This is a genomic window from Amycolatopsis solani, from assembly GCF_033441515.1.
Lineage (GTDB): Bacteria > Actinomycetota > Actinomycetes > Mycobacteriales > Pseudonocardiaceae > Amycolatopsis > Amycolatopsis solani.
This window is the reverse complement of sequence record NZ_JAWQJT010000001.1, coordinates 2,700,737-2,724,981: the sequence shown is the minus strand read 5'-3', so window position 1 is coordinate 2,724,981 and position 24,245 is coordinate 2,700,737. Positions and strand designations below refer to the sequence as shown.

General features: G+C 71.8%; 21 protein-coding genes. 4 read left to right on the top strand and 17 right to left on the bottom strand.

Translation table 11 applies throughout. From position 1 onward, the window contains the following. Positions 1 to 254: 254 nt before the first annotated feature. From SD460_RS13430 to SD460_RS13420, 3 genes are all read right to left on the bottom strand, one after another. On the bottom strand, positions 255 to 1,778 hold the full coding sequence (locus SD460_RS13430) for an amino acid permease (protein ID WP_290057256.1): 1,524 nt from the start codon (positions 1,776 to 1,778) through the stop codon (positions 255 to 257). A 99-nt stretch (positions 1,779 to 1,877) separates the two neighbouring features. Beyond that, positions 1,878 to 2,795, bottom strand: a complete 918-nt coding sequence (locus tag SD460_RS13425; protein WP_318306204.1) for a cation diffusion facilitator family transporter — start codon at positions 2,793 to 2,795, stop codon at positions 1,878 to 1,880. A 96-nt stretch (positions 2,796 to 2,891) separates the two neighbouring features. Beyond that, positions 2,892 to 3,200, bottom strand: coding sequence for a helix-turn-helix domain-containing protein (locus SD460_RS13420; RefSeq protein WP_290057254.1), 309 nt, complete (start codon positions 3,198 to 3,200; stop codon positions 2,892 to 2,894). Between SD460_RS13420 and SD460_RS13415 the strand changes: the two genes are divergently transcribed. Further along, the gene (locus SD460_RS13415; protein ID WP_318306203.1) at positions 3,199 to 6,135 is read left to right on the top strand and encodes an AfsR/SARP family transcriptional regulator; all 2,937 of its coding nucleotides are present in this window, start codon (positions 3,199 to 3,201) and stop codon (positions 6,133 to 6,135) included. The two genes, SD460_RS13420 and SD460_RS13415, sit on opposite strands and share 2 nt — an antisense overlap. Positions 6,136 to 6,604: 469 nt before the next feature. Here SD460_RS13415 and SD460_RS13410 read toward each other — a convergent pair whose 3' ends face one another. From SD460_RS13410 to SD460_RS13385, 6 genes are all read right to left on the bottom strand, one after another. After that, positions 6,605 to 6,961, bottom strand: a complete 357-nt coding sequence (locus SD460_RS13410) for a hypothetical protein (protein ID WP_290060217.1) — start codon at positions 6,959 to 6,961, stop codon at positions 6,605 to 6,607. Between the two features lie 99 nt (positions 6,962 to 7,060). Further along, a complete protein-coding gene (manA, locus tag SD460_RS13405) occupies positions 7,061 to 8,290 on the bottom strand; it encodes a mannose-6-phosphate isomerase, class I (protein WP_290060240.1) in 1,230 nt (409 codons plus the stop codon). A 54-nt stretch (positions 8,291 to 8,344) separates the two neighbouring features. Then, positions 8,345 to 9,439 carry a hypothetical protein gene (locus SD460_RS13400; RefSeq protein ID WP_290060215.1) on the bottom strand — a complete coding sequence of 365 codons (1,095 nt, stop codon included), beginning with the start codon at positions 9,437 to 9,439 and terminating at the stop codon, positions 8,345 to 8,347. Further along, positions 9,423 to 9,644, bottom strand: coding sequence for a Trm112 family protein (locus tag SD460_RS13395; protein WP_247018807.1), 222 nt, complete (start codon positions 9,642 to 9,644; stop codon positions 9,423 to 9,425). The genes SD460_RS13400 and SD460_RS13395 overlap by 17 nt, the downstream gene beginning before the upstream one ends. A gap of 86 nt (positions 9,645 to 9,730) precedes the next feature. Further along, entirely contained in the window at positions 9,731 to 11,086 is a 1,356-nt protein-coding gene (locus tag SD460_RS13390) for a phosphomannomutase/phosphoglucomutase (RefSeq protein WP_290060211.1), read from the bottom strand. A gap of 79 nt (positions 11,087 to 11,165) precedes the next feature. Continuing rightward, on the bottom strand, positions 11,166 to 11,519 hold the full coding sequence (locus tag SD460_RS13385; protein WP_290060210.1) for a DUF3499 domain-containing protein: 354 nt from the start codon (positions 11,517 to 11,519) through the stop codon (positions 11,166 to 11,168). Positions 11,520 to 11,598: 79 nt separating this feature from the next. Between SD460_RS13385 and SD460_RS13380 the strand changes: the two genes are divergently transcribed. Then, positions 11,599 to 12,063 carry a metallopeptidase family protein gene (locus SD460_RS13380; RefSeq protein ID WP_086865629.1) on the top strand — a complete coding sequence of 155 codons (465 nt, stop codon included), beginning with the start codon at positions 11,599 to 11,601 and terminating at the stop codon, positions 12,061 to 12,063. Positions 12,064 to 12,351: 288 nt separating this feature from the next. Here the strand turns inward: SD460_RS13380 and SD460_RS13375 are convergent, their stop codons facing one another. Both SD460_RS13375 and SD460_RS13370 read right to left on the bottom strand, forming a co-directional pair. After that, the gene (locus tag SD460_RS13375; protein WP_290062034.1) at positions 12,352 to 15,630 is read right to left on the bottom strand and encodes a glycosyltransferase family 2 protein; all 3,279 of its coding nucleotides are present in this window, start codon (positions 15,628 to 15,630) and stop codon (positions 12,352 to 12,354) included. A 132-nt stretch (positions 15,631 to 15,762) separates the two neighbouring features. Next, positions 15,763 to 16,050, bottom strand: coding sequence for a WhiB family transcriptional regulator (locus tag SD460_RS13370; RefSeq protein WP_167441477.1), 288 nt, complete (start codon positions 16,048 to 16,050; stop codon positions 15,763 to 15,765). A 263-nt stretch (positions 16,051 to 16,313) separates the two neighbouring features. Between SD460_RS13370 and SD460_RS13365 the strand changes: the two genes are divergently transcribed. Then, on the top strand, positions 16,314 to 17,075 hold the full coding sequence (locus SD460_RS13365; protein WP_290062035.1) for a site-2 protease family protein: 762 nt from the start codon (positions 16,314 to 16,316) through the stop codon (positions 17,073 to 17,075). A gap of 27 nt (positions 17,076 to 17,102) precedes the next feature. On the opposite strand, the gene SD460_RS13360 is transcribed toward SD460_RS13365, so the two are convergent. The 3 genes from SD460_RS13360 to mshB are packed head-to-tail and all read right to left on the bottom strand — an operon-like array spanning position 17,103 to position 19,103. After that, positions 17,103 to 17,882, bottom strand: a complete 780-nt coding sequence (locus tag SD460_RS13360; RefSeq protein ID WP_290062032.1) for a hypothetical protein — start codon at positions 17,880 to 17,882, stop codon at positions 17,103 to 17,105. Then, the gene (locus SD460_RS13355; protein ID WP_290062031.1) at positions 17,875 to 18,264 is read right to left on the bottom strand and encodes a hypothetical protein; all 390 of its coding nucleotides are present in this window, start codon (positions 18,262 to 18,264) and stop codon (positions 17,875 to 17,877) included. The genes SD460_RS13360 and SD460_RS13355 overlap by 8 nt, the downstream gene beginning before the upstream one ends. Continuing rightward, on the bottom strand, positions 18,261 to 19,103 hold the full coding sequence (gene mshB, locus SD460_RS13350) for an N-acetyl-1-D-myo-inositol-2-amino-2-deoxy-alpha-D-glucopyranoside deacetylase (protein WP_290062030.1): 843 nt from the start codon (positions 19,101 to 19,103) through the stop codon (positions 18,261 to 18,263). Before mshB ends, SD460_RS13355 begins: the two co-directional genes overlap by 4 nt. A gap of 126 nt (positions 19,104 to 19,229) precedes the next feature. On the opposite strand from mshB, the gene SD460_RS13345 reads away from it, so the two are divergent. Beyond that, a complete protein-coding gene (locus SD460_RS13345; protein WP_290062028.1) occupies positions 19,230 to 21,011 on the top strand; it encodes an ABC transporter ATP-binding protein in 1,782 nt (593 codons plus the stop codon). 131 nt (positions 21,012 to 21,142) lie between these two features. Here SD460_RS13345 and SD460_RS13340 read toward each other — a convergent pair whose 3' ends face one another. The 3 genes from SD460_RS13340 to SD460_RS13330 all read right to left on the bottom strand — a co-directional run bounded on the left by SD460_RS13340 (position 21,143) and on the right by SD460_RS13330 (position 24,180). Beyond that, on the bottom strand, positions 21,143 to 22,159 hold the full coding sequence (locus SD460_RS13340; RefSeq protein WP_318306202.1) for an ABC transporter permease: 1,017 nt from the start codon (positions 22,157 to 22,159) through the stop codon (positions 21,143 to 21,145). Positions 22,160 to 22,241: 82 nt separating this feature from the next. Beyond that, the gene (locus SD460_RS13335; protein WP_290056915.1) at positions 22,242 to 23,171 is read right to left on the bottom strand and encodes an ABC transporter permease; all 930 of its coding nucleotides are present in this window, start codon (positions 23,169 to 23,171) and stop codon (positions 22,242 to 22,244) included. Further along, a complete protein-coding gene (locus SD460_RS13330; protein WP_318306201.1) occupies positions 23,164 to 24,180 on the bottom strand; it encodes an ABC transporter permease in 1,017 nt (338 codons plus the stop codon). The genes SD460_RS13335 and SD460_RS13330 overlap by 8 nt, the downstream gene beginning before the upstream one ends. Positions 24,181 to 24,245 lie beyond the last annotated feature (65 nt).

Genomic DNA, 24,245 nt, shown 5'->3' with positions numbered 1-24,245 from the left:
GGGAGACAGCACTTGCGAAATCTGTGGTCGCGGCACCACTGAGCGTGTAACCACACTGCTGTAATTCACCCGTCAGTGGCACGCGGAGGAACGAAAGGTATCGCACGTCACTCGACCGCTTACGCGGGGTCCCCCTTTGGGCGCGCAAAGCAAGATCCTTTTAACTCGTTCGTGACCCGCCGTTCCGTACCATGCGTCGAAAAAGCCCCGCCGACCTGGGGAATTCCGGTCGGCGGGGCGGTTTCTCGTCCGGGTCAGCGCGACTCGACGGGGTCCCCCGTGCCGCCGTCGGCCTGCCGCTGGCCGAGCAGCGAATGACGGCGGCTGTAGGCGAAGTAGATGACCACGCCGAGCACCATCCAGGCGACGAACCGCAGCCAGGTCAGCACGGTCAGGTTCAGCATCAGCCACAGGCAGGCCAGGATCGCCAGGATCGGGATGACCGGCATCAGCGGCACCTTGAACGCCCGCGGCAGGTCCGGGCGCGTCCGGCGCAGCACCAGCACCCCCGCCGAAACCAGCACGAACGCGAAGAGCGTGCCCACGTTGACCATCTCTTCGAGCTTGTCCGCCGGGAAGAAGCCGGCCGCGAGCGCGACCAGGCCGCCGACGATGAGCGTCGCGCCCTTCGGCGTCCCGTGCTCGCCGGTCTTCGCCAGCCGGCGCGGCATCAGGCCGTCGCGCGACATCGCGAAGATGATCCGGACCTGGCCCAGCATGAGCACCATGACGACGGTGGTCAGGCCGGCCAGCGCGCCGAAGGAGATGATGTTGGCCGCCCAGTCGACGCCGTTGGCGGAGAACGCCGTGGCGAGCGTCTTGTGGCTGCCGTCGCCCGCCGAGGTGGCGAGCTCCTTGTAGTTCGTCATGCCGACGACCACCAGCGACACCGCGACGTAGAGCACCGTGACGATGGCCAGCGAGCCCATGATCCCGCGCGGCACGGCCTTCTGCGGGTTCTTCGTCTCCTCGGCGGTGGTCGCGACGATGTCGAAGCCGATGAAGGCGAAGAACACCAGCGACGCGCCGGCGAGCAGGCCGAACACGCCGAACGAGCTGCTCGCACCGCCCGCGATCAGGGAGAAGAGCGACTGGTCGACGCCGGTCTGGCCGGCCCCGCCGGTCTCGCCCGGCGGGATGTACGGGGTGTAGTTGGCGCCCTTGATGTAGAAGATGCCGAGGATGATCACGAACAGCACGACGGCGACCTTGATGCCGGTGATCACCATCGAGACCCGCGACGACAGCTTCGTGCCCAGCACCAGCAGCGTCGTCAGGACCGCGACGACGAGCAGCGCGCCCCAGTCGACGGTCACGCTGCCGATGTCGAACGTCGTCTTGGTGCCCTTGCCGAACAGGTAGCCGAGCACGGTTTCGAGGTAGACCGACCAGCCCTTGGCCACCGCGGCGGCGCCGACGGCGAGCTCGAGGATCAGGTCCCAGCCGATGATCCACGCCATGAACTCGCCGAAGGTGGCGTAGGAGAACGTGTACGCGCTGCCCGCGACCGGCACGGTCGAGGCGAACTCCGCGTAGCAGAGCGCGGCCAGCGCGCAGGCGATCGCCGCGAACACGAACGCCAGCGACACCGAGGGGCCGGCGTAGTCACCGGCGGTGCGCGCGGTCAGCGTGAAGATGCCGGCGCCGATGACGACCGCGACGCCGAACACCGTCAGGTCCCACGCACTGAGGTTCCGCCGGAGCTTGGTGTCCGGCTCATCAGTGTCCGAAATAGACTGTTCGATCGATTTAGTGCGCCACAATCCCGTTCCGGGCACCGTTGACCTCCTGCGGCTGAGCTGCGTGTATCGCGGTACGTCACCCTAACGGGTCACGTCCGTGACGGCTCGCCGAGCGCCCGGCAGTGGATCTTGGAGCTACTTCGCGAGGCTGCGGTCGAGGTCCGGCTCGAGGTAGATCAGCTTCGCGACCGGAACCTTGGCGCGCACCCGGGCCTCGGCGTCGTCGATGGCCATCGCCAGCTCGGCGGTGTCGAGCCCGGGCACCATCGCCAGCTTGGCCGCGACGAGCAGCTCGTCCGGCCCGAGGTACTGGGTGCGGATGTGGATGACGCGCTCGACCTTCCCGGCGGCGAGCTCGTCGACGATCGTCGCGAGCACCGCCGGGGTGGCGCCTTCGCCGATGAGGAGGCTCTTCATCTCGATGATGAGGATGATCGCGATGACCCCGAGCAGCGCGCCGATGGCGAGGGTGCCGATACCGTCCCAGACCGGATCGCCGGTCCCGACCGCGAGCCCGACCCCGGCGAGCGCGAAGACGAGGCCGAGCAGCGCGCCGGCGTCCTCCAGCAGGACGACGGGCAGCTCGGGTTCCTTCGCCTGGCGGATGAAGCCCCACCAGCTGGCGTCACCCTTGATCTTCTTCGACTCGGTGATCGCGGTGTAGAAGCTGTAGCCCTCGAGGCAGATCGCGACGACGAGGATGATCACCGCGACGATCGGCGATTCGAGCGGCTCGGGGTGGCCGATCTTGTGGATGCCTTCGTAGATCGCGAAGGCGGAGCCCAGGCTGAAGAGCATCAGGGCGACGATGAAGGAGTAAAAGTACCGGTCACGGCCGTAGCCGAACGGGTGCTCCTCGTCCGCTTCCCGCTTCGACGTCTTCTGCCCGAGCAGCAGCAGGCCCTGGTTCGTGGTGTCGGCCAGCGAGTGCACGGACTCGGCCAGCATCGACGACGACCCGGTGACGAGGAAGCCGGCGAACTTCGCGACCGCGATCCCGGCGTTCGCCCCGAGGGCCGCGATGATCGCCTTGGTTCCGCCTCCAGCTGACACGACCGCTCCCCTGGTAGGTCCTGAATGTCCGGGTGGAGCGTAATAGGCGCGGTCCCGCCGGGTCCCCACCGCCCGTACCTACGCCCGCGGCGCCGGTCAGGCGATGGTGGCGACATCGCCGTCGTCGCAGGAGATCGCCTGGTGCAGGCGGCCCCCCAGAGCGGCGGCGTAGCGGGCGAGCACCTCGAAGCCGGCGATCTTGCCCTGCTCGATCTGGGACACCCGGCCTTTGGTGACGCCCATCCGTTCGGCCAGCTGCTGCTGGGTGAAGCCGCGACCGCGCCGGATTTCGGCGAGGCGGTGCCCGTGGACCGGCCCGCTCGATCCGCTCGGGGACCGCGACCGCCGGTTTCTGTCGGACCCCTTCGCTACGGTGGCCGTTCCGGTACTCGGGAGGGCGGACATGGCTCACTTCGGCGTGCTCGGGCCGCTCGCCGTCGAGGGGGCGCCCGGGCACTGGGTCGCGTTGCGGGGCGAGCGGCAGCGCACGCTGCTGGCCGTGCTGCTCGTCAACGCGGGCCAGTACGTCCACGTCGACGTGCTGGTCGAAGCGCTGTGGCCGGGCGGGCCGCCGAAGTCCTACACCTCCAACCTGCACACCTACCTCTCGCGGCTGCGCGAGCGGATCGACGGACTCCGGGTCGAGCACGGGCCGCTCGGCTACCGGCTGCGCGTCGAGCCGGGCGAGCTCGACCTGCTCGTCTTCCGGGCCGCCGCGGCCGAGGGGAAGCGGGCCGGGGACGCCGTCGCCGCCGCCGCGCACTACCGGCGGGCGCTCGCGCAGTGGCGGGGGCCGGTGCTGGCCGGGCTGCACGTGCCGCGGCTCGACGCCGACGTCGCGCGGCTGGAGTCCGAGCGGCTCGCCGTGTTCGAAGACTGCGTCGACGCCGAGCTCACCGCCGGGCGGCACGGGGAACTGACCGGTGAGCTGCAGGCCATGATCACCGAACACCCGCTGCGCGAACGGCTCGCCGCGCAGCTGATGATCGCGCTGCACCGAGCCGGCCGGCAGGGCGACGCGCTCGAGGTCTACCGGCGGCTGCGGACCACCCTGATCGAGGAGCTGGGCGTCGAACCCGGCGCGGAGGCCCGCCGGGTGCACGCGGCCGTCCTGCGCGGCGAAGATCCCGTGCCGCGGCTGCCGCCGCCGGTCTGGCCGGTGTGCCAGCTGCCGCCGGACATCGGGGACTTCACGGGCCGAGACGCCGAGCTCGCCGAACTGACCGGAGTGCTGGGTGACGACCGGGGCGTCCCGCTCGCCGTGCTGAGCGGCGAGCCGGGGGCGGGCAAGAGCACCCTGGCCGTGCGGGCCGCGCACCGGCTGCGGGCGCGTTTCCCGGACGGGCAGCTGTACGTCCCGCTCGCCGGCCGCGACATCGGCGAGGTGCTGGCCGACCTCCTGCGCGCGCTCGGCGTCCCCGGCCCGGCGGTCCCGGACGACGTCCGGGCGCGCGCGGCGGTGTTCCGCGGCCGGCTCACCGACCGGCGGGTGCTGGTGGTGCTCGACGACGCCGTCGACCCCGGCGACGTCCGCGCGCTGCTGCCGGGCACGCCGGGCTGCGCGGTGCTCGTGACAAGCCGGCGGCGGTTGAGCGGGCTGGCCGGCGCGCACCGGCTGCCGCTCGGACCGCTGTCCGGCGCCGACGCCGCCGAGCTGCTGAACCGGCTCGCCGGCGCGCGGGTCGCCCGGGAGCGGGCCGACGCCGAGCGGATCATCGCGGCGTGCGCGCGGCTGCCGCTGGCCCTGCGGATCGCCGGCAGCAGGCTGGCCATCCGCCCGCACCTGCGGCTCGACGAGCTGGCCGGCCGTCTCGAAGACGAGGTCCGGCGGCTCGACGAGCTGACCGTGAGCGATCTGGCGGTCCGCAGCAGCATCGCGCTGAGCTACGAAGGACTCCGGCCGCCCGCGCGGCGCGCGTTCCGGCTGCTCGGCCGCTGCCGCCTCGCCGACCTCCCGGCGTGGGCGGTGACGACGCTGGTCGGCACCCCGGACGCCGACGAAGCCGTCGAAGAGCTCGTCGAGGCGAGCTTGCTGGAGGCGCGCGGCGCGGACCCGTCCGGCGAGGGCCGCTACCGGATGCACGACCTCGTCCGGCTGTACGCGGCCGAGCTGGCCGAAGACACCGGCGGCCTCCGGACGGTGCTGTCGGCGACGCTCGCACTGGCCGACGCCGCCGCTTCCCGCTTGCCGCGCACGGTCCCGATGCCGCCACCGGCCGCCGCGCCGCTTCCCCAGCCGTTGCCCGAAGACCTGGTGGCGCGGTTGCTGGCTCGCCCGGACGACTGGTTCGCCGCCGAGCGCGCGAACCTCGTCCTGCTGATCGGGTGGCTGCCCGCACCGGAAGCGGTGCGGTTGCTGGACAAGCTGAGCGTGTACCTGTACCTGCACGGCCAGTACGCGGAGATGCGCGCGGCGTACGAAACGGTGCTGGCCGCGGCGGACGACCCGGCGGTCGCGGTGCTCGCCGAGGCGAACCTCGCGCTGCTGCGCCACGAACGCGGTCAGTACGAGGAGGCCGCGGCCACGTACCGCCAGTGCGCGAAGGAGCTGGAAGCGCGTCGCGAACACCATACCCACGCGTGGGTGACGGCGAACCTGGCGCACTGCCTGATCGGCCTCGGCGACGCCGAAGAAGCCCTGGAGACGGCGGCTCACGCGCGCGAACTGTTCACAATGGACGGTCAGCCGGAGCCCATCCGCGTCCGCTCGGCGGAATCGGCGGCCCTGCTGCGCCTCGGCCGCGTGGCCGAAGCCCGGGACGTCGACGCCATCGCACTGACGGCAGCCCGCGAAACCGGCGACGCCCGCCAGATCGGCACGGCCCTGCACGGATTCGCGTGGTCCTCGTTCCTGACGGGCGACGACCCCCACGCGGCGGCGGCGATCGCGGAGTCGGTGGACCACCTCCGCCCGACCCCGGCCCGTTCGGAGCTGGCGAAGTCGTTGCGCACAGCGGGCGCGATCTCGGCGGCAACGGGCAACCGCGAGCACGCGATGGCGGCGTTCGGCGAAGCGCGAGAGCTGGCGAGGGAACTGGACGAGCGGCCACGAGAGCTGTCGTGCACCCGAGCACTGGCAGCGGGCTGGATCGGCGAAGGCCGCGCGGCACAGGCGATCCCGGTGTTGCAGCAGTGTTTGACGGAGTTCCGCGAGATGGGCGGCCGGTCAGCAACCGGTCTGACGTGGCTGGTGCTCGGACGGGCGTACGACGCCACGGGAGACGCGGCAGCGGCGGAGGAGGCGGCAGCGGAAGCGGCCCGCCTCACCGACCCACGCGACGCGAGCGCGGCGGCGGTGAGGCGGGCTTTGCTGGCGCTGACCGAGCCAGTTCAGGAGTAGGGCGGCCCCGCCCACCTCCCGGGCTGCCCCCACGCCTGGGTGCGGGCGCCCCGCAGCGGCGCGGCTCCCCGACCCGCGCCGCTGCTTTTCACCGAGCCCGGCGCCCCCGCACCGCAACCAGCACGGCTCGCACCCGGCACCGCCCTGGCGCGACCCGCCATGCTCGCCGCGGCCCTCCCGCCGCGACCAGCACACCCCCGGGCCACCGCGCACCGCGGCAGGCCGGCGCCAGGCCCCCTTGCCCGGCGCACAGCAGCTCGCCCCCCACCGCAGCCGCCCCGCCCCCGCAGCTCGGCCGCGCCACCGCAACCCGCCCGCGCCAGGTCCCCCAACCCGGCGCGACGCCAGCTCGCCCCTCCCCCGACAGAACCGGCCGGCCGCGGTCAAACCGGGGTGGTGCCGCCCCCTCGCGACACCACCCCGAGCCCACGGGCGCCGGGCGTGCACGTCCGGCGCCACCCCCAGGGGGCTAGTGGCCCTTTCGGGCCTTCGCATACGCGTTGATCGGCGGCAGCCACGCCAGCACCACGACCGACAGCGCCGCCAGCGTCAGCCGTACGCGCGCCCACACCGTTCCCCGCAGTGCGAGCAACCCCCAGAACAGCAGCACCACGCCGAAGAACACCGCAACGCCGCCGCGGACCTGGAGAGTGCGCTGCACCTCGTCCACCGCCACCACGAGGAGGGCGGCGACGTCCAGTGCCAGATCACCGCCACCTACGAAGAACAGCACTCCGTCAGCGAGCGCGACCACCGCGACGCCGACCAGCGCCAGCAAGGCACCCGGCCGGTGAAGCCCGGTAGCGGCGTCGGCGTACGAAGTCACAAGCTCGTTCTCCTCGAAAATCGCGCGTTGGGGCGGAACAACCACCCCTACGAGCGATAGTGGAGAAGTGCGCCACACGGAACGCACACAGAACGAGCGTCAGTCCTCGCAGGTACCCGCGGTCGCCCGGAACAGCTGGGCACGCGCGCCGTCCAAGGGGCGCACGCGCACCGGCGGGTCCGCCGCCGGGAGCCAGACCGACTGGCCGCGGCGCAGCTCGACCTTCTCGCCGTCGTCCGCCGTCACCAGCAGGTCGCCCGCCGTGCACAGCAGGATCTGGGGGCCGACGCTGTCGACCGAAATCTCGTCGTCCTGGCCCGGGGCCCACTCGACGCGCGACAGCTCGAACTCCGGCGCGTCGGTCCGGTACACCGAAAGGCGGTCGCCGCTCTCGCCGCACTGGACCGGCATTTCGCCGCACGCGAAGTCGACGACGCGCAGCAGCTCCGGGACGTCCACGTGCTTCGGCGTCAGCCCGCAGCGCAGGATGTTGTCCGAGTTCGCCAGGATCTCCACGGCGGTGCCGTGCAGGTACAGGTGCAGGTTGCCGGCCGGCAGGTAGATCGCCTCGCCCGCGCGCAGCGTCAGCCGGTTCAGCAGCAACGCCGCCAGCACGCCCGCGTCACGCGGGTGCGCCTCGCCGAGCTCCAGGATCGTGCGGCACTCGACCGCGAACTCGCCGTGCTCCTGGACGTGCCGGACGCACGCGTCGAGCACCTCCGGCAGCAGCGCGTCCAGCGACGGCTGCGGCAGCGTGATCCACGTCGTGAACAGCGCCCGCAGCCCCGACGGGTCCGGCTGCGCCTCGATCAGCCCGGTGTACTTCGCCAGCCCCGGCGTCTCGATCGCCTTGAGCAGCTTCACCGTGCGGTCCGGGGCGCGGAACCCGGCCAGCGCGTGGAACTCCGTCAGCGCGCAGACCAGCTCCGGCTTCGCCGTCGGGTCCGGGTAGTTGCGGTTCGAGGCGTCCCTCGGGATGCCCAGCTTCTCTTCGCGGGCGTGCCCCTCCGCGGCCTGCGCCGCCGACGGGTGCGCCTGCATCGACAGCGGCTCCTCCGCCGCCAGGATCTTCAACAGGAACGGGAGCCGCCCGCCCCAGCGCTTCGCGCACCTCTCGCCGAGCTGGGTCACCGGGTCGGCTTCCACCAGCTCCAGCAGGCTCCGCTCGGTGCCGTCCGGGCCGATGACGTGCGACGGGTCGCCCGGGTGGGCACCCATCCACAGCTCGGCCTCGGGGTGCGGCGCGGGGACCGGACGGCCCAGCAGCTCCGGGATCGCCGTCCGCGATCCCCAGGCGTAGGGCCGCACCGCGTTGCGCAGCAGCTCCACAGTCACCTCAACTCCACTCCTTCGGCACCGGCCGGGGCCGGTGCTCGGCGGGTCTCACGCCGTGGCGGGCGCGTAGCGGCCTGCGCCGCCGATGCTGCCCGCCGCCAGCCCGAGGTAGACCGCCGCCAGTTCGAACCGCAGCGCCAGCACCGCGGCCCGCACGATTTCGTCGGCCTCGATCTCCTCGGCCGGGGCGATGACGTCCGCGCCCGGCAGCAGATCCTCGGCCTGGTACCGCGCCGCGTCCGTCGCCGGACCGGTGCGCACCGAGAGCAGCAGCACCCGGGTGGGGATGTCACCAGAGGGATCGTCCGGATCAGCGAAGATGTCACGCTCTGAGCCACCCGATTGCGCCGCCCGCCGCAATGCGGGCCGCGCCAGGGCCTGACGGTAGTCCTCGACGTCGCAGACCATGGCCGTGTGCGCGGCGAACGCGTGCGCCGCGTGCTCGCCGACGGCGACCGCGACCGGGTCCAGCCCCCACAGCAGCGGCACCCGCTCGGCGACCCGCAGCGCGAGCGCCTTCGCCGGGTTCGCGAACGACTCCCGGGCCAGGTAGTCCTTTTCGGCTTCCAGGTCGAGCTGGTCCGCCAGCACCTGGACGTCGGAGATCAGCAGCCCCAGCGCGTTCGCCGTGAGCAGCCCGGCGGCCAGGCCGCGCGGGAACGCCAGTTCGGCAGGCACCGGGACCCGGGGCGCCAGCAGCACGCCCTTGCCCGCCACCGCGGCCGCCACCGGGCCCTCCGAAGGCGCGGAGAGCACCACCGAAGCGCCGTAGCGGGCGGCGCGCTCCAGCGACGCGGCGAGCTCGCGGTCGCCGGGGTCGTCGGTGTGCGCGAACACGACGTCGAGCGCGCCGATCCAGCTCGGCACGACTTCGGCGACGACCACCGGAACCGGGCACGACGGCGCCAGCAGGGCGGCCAGCAGCCGCGTGAGCGTGCGGCTCACCCCCGGCCGGTCGAGGAGCACGACGGCGCGCGGACGGCCCACGTCGAGCCGCTCGGACAGCTCCAGCTCGGCGGCGAGCTCGGCGGCCGCCCGCACCTGGGCGCCGGCCATCGCGGCGGCCCGGAGCAGCCCCGCGCTGTCGGCCTCGGCCAGTCGCGCGGGGTCGTCGAGCAGCGTGTCGTCAAGCACTGTCGGCATCGGAGCTTCCCGTGGTGCCCGGTTGCGTCGCTTCGTCGAGGAGCAGCACCGGGATCCCGTCACGCACCGGGTACACCCGCCCACACTCCGTGCACGTCAGCGCGTCGGCCTCGGGATCGTCCGGTGCGCCGGGACGCAACGGGGCGTGATCCGGCGACGGGCACGCCAAGATCTCGAGGAGCTGGGCGTCGAGCGTGATGGCCATGGTTCCTCCATACCACGCGGGGGACTGTGGTGAAGAGCAGTTCAGGACACAGTTCGGCCCCTAGGCACCCTTCTTAGGGGGTGGGGTCAGTTGCGGATGATCGCGAGCACTTCGTCCACCAGGCCCTGCACGGCCTCGGCGTTCGCGGCCTCGACGTTCAGGCGGAGCAGCGGTTCGGTGTTCGACGGGCGCAGGTTGAACCAGGCGCCGCCGGGCAGCTGCACGGTGAGGCCGTCGAGCTCGTCGATCTCGACGCCGGAGCGGGCGCCGAAGGCGTCCTTGACGGCCATCATCTTGGCGACCTGGTCGTCGACCGTGGAGTTGATCTCACCCGAGGCCGCGTAGCGCGAGTACGCGCTGGTCAGCTCCGAGAGCGGGCCGTTCTGCTCGCCGAGGGCGGCCAGGACGTGCAGCGCCGCCAGCATGCCGGTGTCGGCGCGCCAGAAGTCGCGGAAGTAGTAGTGCGCGGAGTGCTCGCCGCCGAAGATCGCGCCGGTGCGGGCCATCTCCGCCTTGATGAACGAGTGGCCGACGCGGGTGCGGACCGGCTTGCCGCCGTGCTCGGCGACGATCTCCGGCACGCCCTTGGACGTGATCAGGTTGTGGATGATCGTGCCGCCCGGGTCCTTGGCCAGCTCGCGGACGGCGACCAGCGCGGTGATCGCGCTCGGCGAAACCGGCTCGCCGCGCTCGTCGACGATGAAGCAGCGGTCCGCGTCGCCGTCGAACGCGACACCGGCGTCCGCGCCGACCTCGCGCACCTTCGCCTGTAGGTCGACGATGTTCTTCGGGTCGAGCGGGTTGGCTTCGTGGTTCGGGAAGGTGCCGTCCAGCTCGAAGTACATCGGGACGACGTCGATGGGCAGCCCGGCGAAGACGGTCGGGACGGTGTGCCCGCCCATGCCGTTGCCGGCGTCGACGACGATCTTCAGCGGCCGGCTGCCCGACAGGTCGACCAGGTTGCGCAGGTAGGCGGCGTAGTCGGCGAGGACGTCCCGCTCGCTCACCGAACCGCGCTGGCCCTCGAATTCGGGGACGCCCTGCTCGACGGTGTCGCGGATCTCGGCGAGCCCGGTGTCCTGGCCGACCGGGGACGCGCCGGCGCGGCACAGCTTGATGCCGTTGTACTTGGCCGGGTTGTGGCTGGCGGTGAACATCGCGCCCGGCAGGTTCAGCGAGCCCGACGCGAAGTAGAGCTGGTCGGTGCTGGCCAGGCCGATGCTGACGACGTCGAGGCCCTGCGAGGTGATGCCCTCGGCGAAGGCCGCGGACAGCTGCGGCGAGGAGTCGCGCATGTCGTGGCCGATCACCACCGACGGCGCCTCGGGCTTGATGAGCAGGGCGAACGCGGCACCGAAGTCGCGGACGAGGTCCGCGTCGAGCTGCTCGCCGACCACGCCGCGAATGTCGTAGGCCTTCACGATGCCCGAAAGGTCTGGCACGCCGTCTCCCCGCGATTGTCGTCCTGGCGCCCGCTGCGCCGCGCGGAAAGCCTACCGGCGGGGTGCTCGGGTTACGCGCTCAGGCGCGGCCCGGCAGGACCCGCAGGTGACCGCGGCGCCCGGACGGGCCGTCCGGCTCGGTCGCGGGCGCGGGTTTGTCGGAGCGGCCGGCCTCGCGCACGGCCTCGGCCAGCGCGGTCAGTTCGTCGGCCGACGGGTCCGGCGCGGCGAAGGCGCCTTCGTGCCGGACGACTTCCCAGCCCTTCGGGACGGTCAGCCGCAGCGCGTGGGCTTCGCAGAGGTCGTAGGAGTGCGGCTCGGAGGCGGTGGCCAGCGGGCCGACGACGGCGGTGGAGTCGCTGTAGGCATACGTCAGCGTGGCCACAGCCGGCTCTAGACAGCCGGTACGCGAACACTTCCGTACGTTCCGCACGATCGGAAACGATAGCGCGTCGCCGCAAGGTAGGAGGAGCGACACGCGCTGGGACGTGCCGACCGCATAGACTTCCGGGGTGGCGACGGCTCGTGACTACCGACAGCGGCGGCGCCTGCGACGGGACCGGCACGGCCGGGGCCTGCGCGGGACGCTGTACCCGGCGACCCTTCCCGCCGCCGCGAGCCGCGCGGAGCGCTTCGACGCGCTGGTCCTGGACGCGCTCGAACCGATCGAAGCCCGGTGGCGCCACGAGCTGACGAAGCTCGACGTCGCGGTGGACGACGTCCCGGAGATCCGGGAGAACGGCCACTCGCCGGCGGACGGCGTCCTGCACGACGGCGCGGTGCCGCTGTCGCGGCTGGTCCCGGCGGGCGTGGACCGCACGGGCATGCCGACGCGGGCCCGGATCGTGCTGTACCGGCGGCCGCTGGAGGCGCGGGCGAAGGACCCGTCGGAGCTGGCTGAGCTGGTGCACGACGTGCTGGTGGAGCAGGTGGCGGGCTACCTGGGCGTGGAACCGGACGTCATCGAAGGCGAGTAGCGCCCTTTCGCGCTGCTGCGGGATGGCACGAACGGTCCAGTCGTGCCTTCCGCGACCGGCAGGGTCCCGGCAAAGCCGGGATCGGCGGGCCGGCTCGAGCGGCCCCGAGAAGTCTTGAATGAGTCATTCAGGACCTCCGGCGACCTGAATGACTCATTCAAGACTTCGGGCGAGCCCGCCGGTGAAGCGAGCCGGGGCCGGCGACTTTGCCGGAGCCCTGTCGCCGGACGACAGGAATGACTCATTCCTGTCGCCAGACGACAGGAATGAGTCATTCACGTCACCGGGTCAGGGGCGGCGCCGGGCCGGGACCGCGGTCAGCAGGGTGAACAGGACCGCCGCCAGCTGGGCCAGCAGGAGCAGGTTCCGTTCCGTGCCCGGGTACTCCACCGTCACCTCCGACGACGTCGGCGGCACCGACACCGCCACCTGGTGTCCCCAGGCCGGCACGATCGGCACGCTCTTGCCGCCCACCGAAGCCTTCCAGCCCGCTTCCTGTTCCGCCGCCAGCACCAGCAGCCGGCCGGTCGGGCCTTCCGACACCCGGACGCGCACGTCCGGGAGGCTGGCCTGGACCGGGGCCACACCCGGCGCCAGTCCCGGTGCGCCGCCGCCCGTGACCGCCGCCTTCGCCTGCTCCGGGGAGATCAGGATCACCTGGCCCGCCGGGGGAAGCAGGCGCAGCACGCCGCGCCCGTCCGACGTCGGGGCGGCCACCGACACCAGGTCCTTCGCCAGCGGCGGGTACGCCTTCGGGTCCGCTCCCGGCGGCAGGACCACGTACTCCACGCCCGCGGCGGCCGCGGCGGCGAACGTCCGCTGGACCGCCGCCGCGTCGCCTTGGCCGAGGTCGCGGCGCCACGCCGCCAGGCGGGCCGGGGTGGCGGACGTGGGCGCCAGTTCGTCGTCGCCGTAGTGGGGCAGGCGGCCGCCGATCTGGCGGGTCGCGTCGGGCGCCAGGTCCAGGACCGACCGGCCGGACGCCGAGAGCTCGGCCGCCGTTTCCGGGGCGAGCGCGGGGCGCGGAGCCGCGCTGAGCGGCCCCTGGCCGCCGACGGCGACGGCGCCGCCCGCCAGTGCCAGGAACACCACCACCCCGGCCACCGCCATCACCTGCGGCAGCCACGGCGACGGCACCCCGGCCGTGCCGCCGCGCTGCCACGAGCCGAGCACGACCCACAGCAGCCCGGCGCCGACGATCAGCAGCGGGACGCCCGCGTAGCCGTGCGCCGCCGGGCCGCCCTGCATCGGGGTCGCCGTGACCAGCCGGACCAGGACCAGCCCGCCCGCGCCCAGCGCCGCCAGCGCGAGGCCGCCCGCGGCGAGCTTCGTCGGGCGGACGACCACCGCCACGAGGGCCGCGGCGATCACCGCGACGCCGATCGGCCACGCGCCCGGCCCGCCGGGGTCGAGACCGGCCAGATCGGTGCCGGACACCGCCGCGGCCGCGCCGCCGAGGCCCTGCACGAGCAGTTCCGGGTGCCGCAGCAGCACGGTCGGCCACGGCAGCAGCAGCGCCAGCGGCAGCAGCACGACGATGCCGACCGACGCGATCCGCCGGGCCAGCCCGGTCGGCGCGGGCAGCACGACGAACCCGATCAGCAGCCCGGCGAGCGCGAGCCCGTGCGCCAGCGGGGAAAACGCGCCGAGCAGCGCCACCCCGAACGCCGAGAGCGCGGACACGTGCAGCCAGCGCGTGTCCGCGTGCACGAGCAGCCCGGCGATGCCCGCGGCCACCAGTGGCAGCACGAGGTGCACCACGACGACGTCGAGCCGGCCCTGCGCCACGCCGGCGGTCGCCGCGGGCAGCAGCGCGTAGGTCGCCGCGACGACCGCGCGGACCCAGCGGCGCACGCGAAGCCGCCGCGTCGCCACGTACGCGCTCAGCGCCGCCAGCGGGATGTCGCCGAGGAGCAGGATCGCGACGAGCGCGGCCGGGCCGCCGAGCGGGGCGAAGACCGCGCCGAGCGTGCCGAGCACCGGCAGCGTCGCCGACGCGGGGGCGCCCGTGCCGCCCGCGATCGCGTGCCACGGCGCCAGGTACGACGACCAGAGCTCCCCCAGCCCGCCGACCGGGAGCAGCTTGCCGCCGAAGAGGTCGAGACCGAGCCGGGCCCGGTTGACGACCAGGCCGAGCGCCGTCATCACGACGAGCAGCACGACCGGCGGCGCGAAGATCGTGGCCGCGAGCACCCGCCGCCGGTTGACCTCGACGAAGACGAGTTCGGGCTCGGCCTCTTCGACCGGCTCCGCGGAGACCGGTTCGCCGTCGACCGGTTCCGGCGCCGGGCTTTCCGGCAGCGCGACGGCGACGAGCGTGTCCGGCCGGCGCAGCCCGGACCCGCGCGAGCTGAGTCCGCGCAGCGCGCCGGCGGGCAGCGCGCCGGGCCCGACGGGACGGGCCTCACGGGCGTCGAGCGCTTCCGGCGTCACCCACGCCGACTCGGTTTCGACGGTCTCCGGGACCCGGCCGAGCGCGACGTCGCTCTCGACGCCCCGGCGCACCAGGCCGACCACGCCCGCGCGGAAAGCGTTGCGGAGGCGGGTGACGCGCCCGGTGAAGAGCCCGCGAACCGTGCCCGGCCGCGGATTCCGCCGCCGGTGGGCACGTGCGGCGCGCAATCCGCCGCGTCCACTGAGGAGGTACGCGGCCGCGGCGAACTCGGCCCGCGCTTCGCCGGTGCGGCGCAGCAGGACGAACGCGAGCGCGCGCAGCACCGAAAGCAGCGGGAGCCGGATCATCCCGAGCCAGAAGGAAAACGGCGAGCAGTTCACCAGGAAGACGCGCAGCCCGTGCGCGCGGTTCGCGGCGGACAGCGGCGTGGTGACGGCGTCGGCCGCGCGCCGGCCGGTCGTGACGGCGCGCGCGTGCCGGACCCGCGCGGTCGGCACGGAGAGGACGAGCCCGCCGGCGGCGTTGGCGCGCCAGCCGAAGTCGAGATCCTCGCGCAGCAACGGGAATCCGGTGTCGAAGCCGCCGAGGTCGTCCCAGGCGTCGCGGCGCACGAGCGAGCCCGCGCTGGGCACGGCGAGCACCTCGGCCGGTTCCTCACCGAGCGCGGCGACCTGCTGGCGGTGCCCGGACGCGTCGGTCGACAGGCCGGCTTCGACGATCAGCCGCGGGTCGGTCCAGTCGAGCCCGAGCGCACCGAGCACCGTCGCCGACGGCGTTTTCGTGGCGACGCGCAGGAGTTCGTCGAGGCAGTCGGGCTCGGGCGCGCAGTCGTCGTGCAGCAGCCACAGCCACGCCCCGGGGTCACCCCAGCGCTCGGTGGCGTGCCCGACGGCTTCGGCGACCGCCGCCGCGAAGCCGGTATCGCTCGATAGTGTGATGACCCCGGACAGCACGGGAGCAGAATCCGAGCCGGGATCCGCGGCCGCTTCGGCGAGCAGCCGCGGGGTGGCGTCGGTGGAACCGGTGTCCACGGCGAGCACGTGCCGGGGCCGGATGGTGCTGCGGCGCAACGACGAAAGCGCCAGCGGCAGCCAGTTTTCGCCGTTGTGACAGACCACAATGGCCAGAACGGGCGCGGTGCGCAGGGCGGGCGGCGCGGCGGTGCGGGGCAACGAACGCTCCAGATCAGGCGGCGGGTCGGTGCGGCCACCCTACGGCCCCGGTCCGTCACCCGGTGGTGAACCCACGCCGAGCGTTCACCACGTGGAATCACCGGTGACGCACGCATCACCGGTGATCCGCCGCTAGACGACGCGTTTCTTCAGCTTGCGGCGCTCCCGCTCGGACAGACCGCCCCAGATGCCGAAGCGCTCGTCGTGGGCCAGCGCGTACTCAAGGCACTCGTCCTTGACCTCGCAGCCCAGGCAGATCCGCTTGGCTTCACGGGTGGAACCGCCCTTCTCGGGGAAGAACGCCTCCGGGTCCGTCTGCGCGCACAGGGCGCGTTCCTGCCAATCCTGCTCTTCTTCGGTGGCATCGATGAGCTCGGTGAGATCTCCCAGAGCCTGCTCCGGGATCTCGCCCCAACTCATGACGTGCCCCCATTCCTTACCATCGGCTTCCAACCGCACGTCCGCCTCCTCGCTCCCTAGCACTCCCCAGGCTGGCGGTGGTGAAACGACACTCGCCGCCCCCTCTGGCGGCGAATGACATCACTGTGATTACACCCGTGTAGTGCGGTCAGGTCAAGCGGAGTAGCGAGTTCGGGGGACGTCGGAGCCCGATCGCGCAAGGGGACACGCCGGTAACTTCACACCGGGCATACGGAAGACTGGGAGTCGTGCAGAAGTCAGCAGTGCGCCCCAGCCCGGTCTTCCTCGGCATCCTCGCGCTCACCGTCGCCGGTGGGGCGATGGCCGCGTTCGGTGACATCAACACCGTTTTCGTCCGCGACCGCGACCCGCTGCTCATCGCCGGCGTGGTGATCTTCGTCGCCGCCGGCTGGGTGGCGTCGCTGTCGCTGCACGAGTTCGGCCACGCGATGGTCGCCTACCGCGGCGGGGACTACAGCGTCGCCCACAAGGGTTACCTCACCCTCGACGTGCGGAAGTACACCGATCCGGTCCTCTCGATCGTCCTGCCGCTGATCTTCCTCATCATCGGCGGCATCCCGCTCCCGGGCGGCGCGGTCTGGATCAACCGCGGCGCGCTGCGCTCGCGCGGGACGTCGTCGTGGGTGTCGCTGGCGGGCCCGCTGAGCAACCTCGCGGTCGGCGCGGCGCTGGCGCTGGTGGTCGCGCTGGTCCCGATGGCGGGCGGCCTCGTGATCGCGATGTCCTACCTGGCGCTGCTGCAGATCGTGACGTTCATCCTCAACATCCTCCCGATCCCCGGCCTCGACGGCTGGGGCGCGATCGAGCCGTACCTGCCGCCGCGGGCCCGGGAGATCGGCGCGCAGGTCCGCCCGTGGGCGCCGATCATCCTGTTCGCGGTCCTGTGGTTCATCAAGCCGGCGAACGCGCTGCTGTGGAACGCCTCGTACTCGATCTTCGGCGCCTTCGGGGGCTATGTGGACGGTGCGCAGATCGGGTTCAGCGTCTTCCAGTTCTGGAACTGAGGTTTGGCGGGAGCGCCGCGGGGCTACTCAGCCGCGGTGCTCCGTCAGCCAGACGTGCGCGCGCTTCCAGGCCACCCGCAACCCCGACCGCTCGCCGAGGTAGTCCCCCGCCGCGCCGACGACCGGCAACATGCCGATCGCACGGTGCAGGAAGTTGCCGCGCGGGCGCTTCTCCAGCTCCCCGGTGATCCCCAGCAGTCCCCGCCCCAGCCGCCACAGCGTGCGCCCGGCCGCCTTGATCGTCGCCTTGCCGTGCTTCTTCTCCGACGCCGTCAGTTCCTCGGTCAGCTTCGCGGCTTCGTCCGCCTCCGCGGCTTCGTCGTGCTCCGCGTGCTTGCCCGCCGCGAGGTCCGCGTCGATGTCGCGCTCGAAGAGCACCCACGCGATCAGGCGCACGCGCGTGCCGACGTCCGTGACGCCGTACTCGCCCGCGATGGCGCACAGCAGCAGCCCCTGCGACGCCGCGCCCAGCGCGTCCTGCACCGGGAGCCGGTCGGCCAGCGCGCCGCCCAGGCCCGGGATCGACGTCAGCAGCGCCGTGAAGCGGCCGACGCGGTTCATCCACCAACTCGACCGGTCGTAGCCCGTCATCCGGGCCCACGCCGCCGTGCCGGGGACCTTCACCGACGTCACGCCGTGGATCAGCTTCGCCTTCAGGCCCGACTCGACTTCGGCCAGATCGTCCGCCGCGCGGGCCTGCAGACCGAACGGATCGGACTCGCGCAGCGCGTCCAGCATCGGCCCGCACGCGCGCACGAACGGCCGCAGCACGGCCACGACCTGCCTGTCGGAGATCGACTCAGCCACTTCCGGTTCCCCTTCCCACCGCACGGCCCAGCCCGCCGCCGAGCACCAGCGCGCCCGGCAGCGCGCTCGCGCCGAGCAGCAGCAGTGCCCGCCAATCCTGGATCAGCACCAGGTCACCGCCGGGACCCAGCATGCCGACCCCGAACACGACGAGCACCCACACCGCCAGGGGTACCCACGAAAGAGCGGGCCGCACCAGCTTCGCCGTGGTCGACACCAGCCACGGCGTGGTGACGGCGCCCACCAGGACAGTCACCGGCAGCGGCACGACGCCGATCCGCAGCGGCAGGAAGAACAGCTCCACGATCGCCAGCAGGACCGTGTCGAAGACGAGCAGCAACAGGAGGAGCCGCTGCTCCCAGGTCAGCGGGGCCACGGTCACAGGCCGCCGAACAGGTCGTCCGCCGCACCCTCGGCGGGCCCGTGCGCGAGCACGAAGAAGTCCTTCGCGGCGATCGGCTGGGCGACCTCGTTCGTCAGCGCGAAGTACGGGACGGGACCGTCGACCACGGCGAGCTGCGTCGCGTGCGCGCGCAGCGCGGCCACCTTCGCGGGGACGTGTGCGGCGACGTCGAGCACCGTCGTGATCTCTTCGTCCAGGGTCGTCGGCAGCTCGTCGTCGGCCGGGACGGCGTATTCGGGCGCGCTCTCACGCAGCGCGGTCAACCCGGCGCGCACCGCGTTCTTCGACGCCACGGTGTGGAACACCCGCGCCACCGACGCCACCCGCGGCGCCGCCGCCATGGTGATCTCGTGCGCGCGGATGTGGTCGGGGTGGCCGTAGCCGCCGAAGGCGTCGTAGGTGACGACGACCTGGGGACGCACCTCGTCGAGGATCTCCACGAGCTGCGTGGCCTGCTCTTCGGCGCTGCCCCCGGTGAACGCCCGCGGGTGCGCCGCCGACGGCGTGCCCGCCATGCCCGAATCGCGCCAGCGGCCGATCCCGCCGAGATAACGATGCCGTGACACCCCGAGCGCGGCGCACGCGGCCTTCAGCTCGCTGACGCGGTAGCCACCCAGCTGGTCGGCGGCCCAGGCGCCCAGCCCGGACAGCTCCGCCAGGCCCGGCATGATTTCGCCTTCCTCACCCAACGTGCAGGTCACCACGGTCACCTCGGCGCCTTCGGCGGCGTATCGTGCGATCGTGGCGCCGGTGGTGATGCTCTCGTCGTCGGGATGGGCGTGGACGAGCAGCAGCCTGCGCGGTACCGGGGAGATCACGGGTTGAGCGTAATTCCCGTGCTCCGACCTTCGTCGGGGACACCCTCGGTTATCCTCGCGCGAGTCGCGGCGTGGGAGGAACACCGCCGCGTCGCGATCGTCTGTACCCCCACGAAGGGCATCTTGGTGAGCACTGAAGCAACTTCGGCGGACGTCGCCGGCGTTTCCGGATCCGTTCTGTCGATCTCCGACCTCAGCGTGTCGTTCCAGACCGAGGACGGCGTCGTGAACGCCGTCAAGGGCATCGGGTTCGACGTGCAGCCCGGCGAGATCGTCGCCGTGGTCGGGGAGTCCGGGTCCGGCAAGTCCGTCACGTCGATGTCGGTGCTGGGCCTGCTGCCCAAGACCAGCCGGATCGCCGGCGAGCTGCGCCTCGGCGAGCGCAACCTGGCGGATCTCAAAGAGAAGGAAATGCAGAAGATCCGCGGCAACCAGGTCGCGATGATCTTCCAGGAGCCGATGACCGCGCTGAACCCGGTCTACACGGTCGGCTGGCAGCTGCGCGAGTCCCTCCGCTCGCACCTCGACATCTCCAAGGCCGCCGCGGACAAGCGCGCGGTCGAGCTGCTCGACATGGTCGGCATCCCGAACCCGGAGCTGCGGTTCAAGCAGTACCCGCACCAGCTGTCGGGCGGGCTGCGCCAGCGCGTCGTCATCGCCATGGCGATCTCGTGCGACCCGAAGGTCATCATCGCGGACGAGCCGACCACCGCGCTCGACGTCACGGTCCAGGCCGAGATCCTCGGCCTGCTGCGCAAGCTGCGCGACACCCTCGACACGGCGATCGTGCTGATCACCCACGACATGGGTGTCGTCGCCGACATGGCCGACCGCGTCATCGTCATGTACCAGGGCGAGATCGTCGAAGAGGCGCCGGTGCGCGAGCTGTTCGCGTCGCCGAAGGAGGACTACACCCGGCGGCTGCTCGCCGCGGTGCCGGTGCTCGGCCAGCGCCCCGAGGGCCGCCGCCTGCTCGACGACGCGGGCATCGACGCCGACAGCACCGAGGCGGCCAAGATCGCCGAGGAGATCCGGCTGGCCGACGCCGAGCTGGAGGCCGTGATCGAAGAGGCCGCGCCGGCCCTGGAGATCAAGAACCTGGTGCTCGAGTACCCGGGCCGCCGCGGCCAGTCCAAGAACCGCGCGGTGGACGACGTCTCGCTGACCATCGCCAAGGGCGAGATCGTCGGCCTGGTGGGCGAGTCGGGCTCCGGCAAGTCGACGGTCGGCCGCTGCGCCGTCGGCCTGCTGCGCGCGACCCAGGGCACGATCGCCATCGCGGGCAAGGACATCACCACGATGTCGACGAAGGAGATCCGCCCGCTCCGCCGCTTCTTCTCGATCGTGTTCCAGGACCCGGCGTCCACACTGGACCCGAAGATGACGATCGGCGAGTCGATCGCCGAGCCGATGGTGCTGCACAAGGTGCTGTCCGGCAAGGAGCTGTCGGCGCGGGTGCGCTCGCTGCTCGACAAGGTCGAGCTGGGCGGGCACTACATGAACCGCTACCCGCACGAGCTCTCCGGCGGCCAGCGCCAGCGCGTGGCCATCGCCCGCGCCCTGTCGCTCGACCCGGCCCTGCTCATCGCGGACGAGCCGACGTCGGCGCTGGACGTGTCGGTGCAGGCCCGCGTGCTGGACCTGTTCCTCGACCTGCAGCAGTCGCTGCAGTTCGCGTGCCTGTTCATCAGCCACGACCTCGCGGTGGTCGACCTGCTGGCCGACCGCGTCGCGGTGATGCAGCACGGCAAGCTGGTCGAGGTCGGCACCCGCGACCAGGTCCTGCACTCGCCGCAGCAGGAGTACACGAAGCGCCTCCTGTCGGCGGCCCCGGTCGCGGACCCGATCCTGCAGGCCGAGCGCCGCGCGGCTTGGGAGGCCGGCAAGCTGGCCCCGGTGGCCGACTGAGGCTCCGCCACAACGCACGGAAGGCCGTCACCCGGGCTCGGGTGGCGGCCTTCCGTCGTTCGAGCGCCCATGCGCCCCAATGTGGCGTTCGGTGCGTCCAGCGCACCCAATGTGGCGTTTGAGAGCCGGCGTCAGCCCACGCGGATGCGGGGGTCCAGGATGCCGTACAGGAGGTCCGCGACCAGGTTCGCGATCACCACGCTCGCCGCGATCACCACCAGCCAGCCCATCAGCACCTGCGGGTCGTTCTTGTTGACCGCTTCGACCAGCAGCGTGCCCATGCCGTGCCAGTTGAACACCGTCTCGGTGATGATCGCGCCCGTCACCGTGGCGCCGAAGTTGACCGAAAACAGCGTCATCACCGGGATCAGCGCGTTGCGGAACGCGTGCCGCCAGATCACCCGCGAGTTCGAGACGCCCTTGGCGCGCGCGGTCCGGACGTAGTCGGCGCCCAGGACCTCCAGCATCGACGCGCGCTGGAACCGGCTGTACGCGGCGAACGTGATGGCCATGATCGACAGCGTCGGCAGCAGGAACGCGCCGACGTACTTCGCCAGCGCGTCGCCGACGCCGGTCGCGGAGAGGCTCTCCGGGCTCGTCGTGCGCAGCCACGGGTCGCCGAGGACGTCGGCCAGGCCGAGGTCGCGAACCCAGGTGTTGGCGCGGATCGCGTAGCCCTTGAGCACGATCGCCACGCAGAAGATGGGCATCGAGAACATCAGGAACGCCAGCGTCGTCGCGAGGTAGTCCCAGATCGAGTACTGCTTGACCGCGGCCAGGACGCCGACCAGCACGCCGAAGACGAGCGCCAGCACGGACGCCGCCAGTACCAGCTCGAGCGTCACGCCGAACGCGGCCATCACCTTCGGCTGCACCGGCGTGAACGCGTTGCCCTGGGCGATCGAGATGCCCCAGTCGCCGGTCAGGAAGTGGCCGAGCCAGGTGAAGTAGCGGGCGGTGACGCTCTGGTCGAGGCCGAGCTTGTGTTCGGTGTCGGCGATCGCCTGTGCGCTGATGCCCGGTTTGCTGCGCAGCTCGCCGAGCGGGTCGCCGGTGTTGGCCACCATGACGAAGCAGAGGAACGTGCCGACGAGCAGGACCGGGATGGAGATGGCCAGCCGTCTGAGCGCGTAGAGCACAAGATTCATCCGAAACCCCCAGGTCCGGCGATCCCGCGGCGGGAACGAGCGCGGGGGTGACCGGATCTCCGGTCACCCCCGCGTCGTGCGTTCAGGCCTTCATTCTCCGCTGTCGCGGGTCGAAGGCGTCGCGTAGACCGTCACCGATGAAGTTGATCGTCAGTGAAATCAGCACGAGCACGATGAACGGCCCGAAGAACAGCGCCGGCCGCGTCTGCAGCTGGGCGTAGTTCTCCAGGATGACGCGGCCCAGCGAGGTGTCGGGCAGCTGGACACCCAGGCCGATGAACGACAGCGCGGCTTCCGCCAGCACGGCCTGCGCGACCGCGAGGGTCGCGTTGACCGTGATGCTGCCGACCATGTTCGGCACCAGGTGCTTGAAGATGATCCGGACGACGCCGGCCCCGGAAGCGCGCGCCGCGTCGACGAACTCGCGCTGGGCCAGCGACATCGCTTCGGCCCGGGTGATCCGGGCGATCGGCATCCACGCGAACGCCGAGAGCACCAGCGCGACGATGTACCAGGTACCGCCGCCGAACACCTTGGCGAGGATGGCCGCCGCGGCGATCTGCGGGATGATCAGGAACAGGTCCGTCACCCGCGAGATCGCCGAGTCGGTGAACCCGCGCAGGTAACCGGCGACCGCGCCGAACACGACACCGATCACGGTGGCGAGGATCGACACGGTGAGCGCGATCAGCAGCGAGTACTGCGTCCCGCGCAGCACCTGCGACACCATGTCCTTGCCGACCTGCGTCGTGCCGAGGGGGAAGTCACCGCTCGGCTTGGCGAAGGAGGGGAACGAGCTGTCCTGGTAGCTGTGCTTCCAGAAGATCGGCATCAGGATGCTGATCAGCACGATGAGGATCAGCACCGCCGTCGACGCCATCGCCAGCTTGTGGTGCAGGAACTTCCGCAGGACCAGCTTGCCCTGGCTCCGCGGTTCCGGCAGCGCGTCCGCCGGCAGCGTGCCTTCGGCCGCGGCGGTTTCGGTCGCGAGAAGAGAGTTCAAGTCAGCCAACGCGAATCCTCGGGTCCAGGATGCCGTACATCAGGTCGGCGATCAGGTTGGCGATGATCACGAGGGAGGCGATCACCACGAGCCAGCCCATCATGACCTGGGTGTCGTTCTTCGTGACGGCTTCGACCAGCAGCGTGCCCATGCCGTGCCAGTTGAACACCGTCTCGGTGATGATCGCGCCGGCCAGCACCGAGCCGAAGTTCACCGAGAACAGCGTCGTCACCGGGATCAGGGCGTTGCGGAACGCGTGCCGGAAGATGACCCGACCGTTGGCGAGGCCCTTGGCGCGCGCGGTGCGGACGTAGTCCGAGCCCATGACCTCGAGCATCGAGGCGCGCTGGAACCGGCTGTACGCGGCGAAGCTGATCGCCATGATCGACAGCGTCGGCAGCAGGTACGCGCCGATCGTGCTGGTTATGAAGTCCCCGACGCCGTCGGTGTTCAGCTGCTCCGGGCTGGTGGTGCGCAGCCACGGGTTGCCGAGCACGTCGGACAGGCCGAGGTCCCGCACCCAGCCGTTGATCTCGATCGCGTAGCGCTTCAACACGATCGCGATGCAGAAGATCGGCATCGAGAAGAGCAGGAAGGCGAGCGTGGTGGCGACGTAGTCGATGATCGAGTACTGCTTCACCGCGGCCAGCACGCCGACGATGATGCCGATGATCAGCGCGAGGATCTCGGCGCCGACGACCAGCTTGAACGTGACGCCGAGCGCGGCCATCACCTTCGGGGCGACCGGCGCGAGGGCGTTGCCCTGCGCGATCGAGATGCCCCAGTTGCCGCTCAGGAAGTCACCGAGCCACGTGAAGTAGCGGGGGATGATGCCCTGGTCGAGACCGAGCTTGGTGGCCGTGGCGGCCAGCGCTTCCTTGCTGATCTGCGGGTTCTGCCGCAGCTCGCCCAGCGGGTCGCCGGTGCCGGCGACCATGACGAAACACAAGAAAGTCCCGACCAGCAGGACGGGAATCGATATCGCCAGACGGCGAAGGATGTAGATCACCAGGTTCAACGAACTGCTCCTCATCCGGGCCTGGTCGTCAGAAGTGCGCTGGACCGCTACCCGGTTGTCTACCG

What these genes read in the sequence shown, in the direction of transcription:
- SD460_RS13415 (WP_318306203.1), top strand. Translation starts at nt 3,199, where the DNA reads ATGGCTCACTTCGGCGTGCTCGGGCCGCTCGCCGTCGAGGGGGCGCCC.
- SD460_RS13420 (WP_290057254.1), bottom strand. Translation starts at nt 3,200, where the DNA reads ATGTCCGCCCTCCCGAGTACCGGAACGGCCACCGTAGCGAAGGGGTCC.
- SD460_RS13400 (WP_290060215.1), bottom strand. Translation starts at nt 9,439, where the DNA reads ATGCCGACAGTGCTTGACGACACGCTGCTCGACGACCCCGCGCGACTG.
- SD460_RS13395 (WP_247018807.1), bottom strand. Translation starts at nt 9,644, where the DNA reads ATGGCCATCACGCTCGACGCCCAGCTCCTCGAGATCTTGGCGTGCCCG.
- SD460_RS13370 (WP_167441477.1), bottom strand. Translation starts at nt 16,050, where the DNA reads ATGAGTTGGGGCGAGATCCCGGAGCAGGCTCTGGGAGATCTCACCGAG.
- SD460_RS13340 (WP_318306202.1), bottom strand. Translation starts at nt 22,159, where the DNA reads ATGAATCTTGTGCTCTACGCGCTCAGACGGCTGGCCATCTCCATCCCG.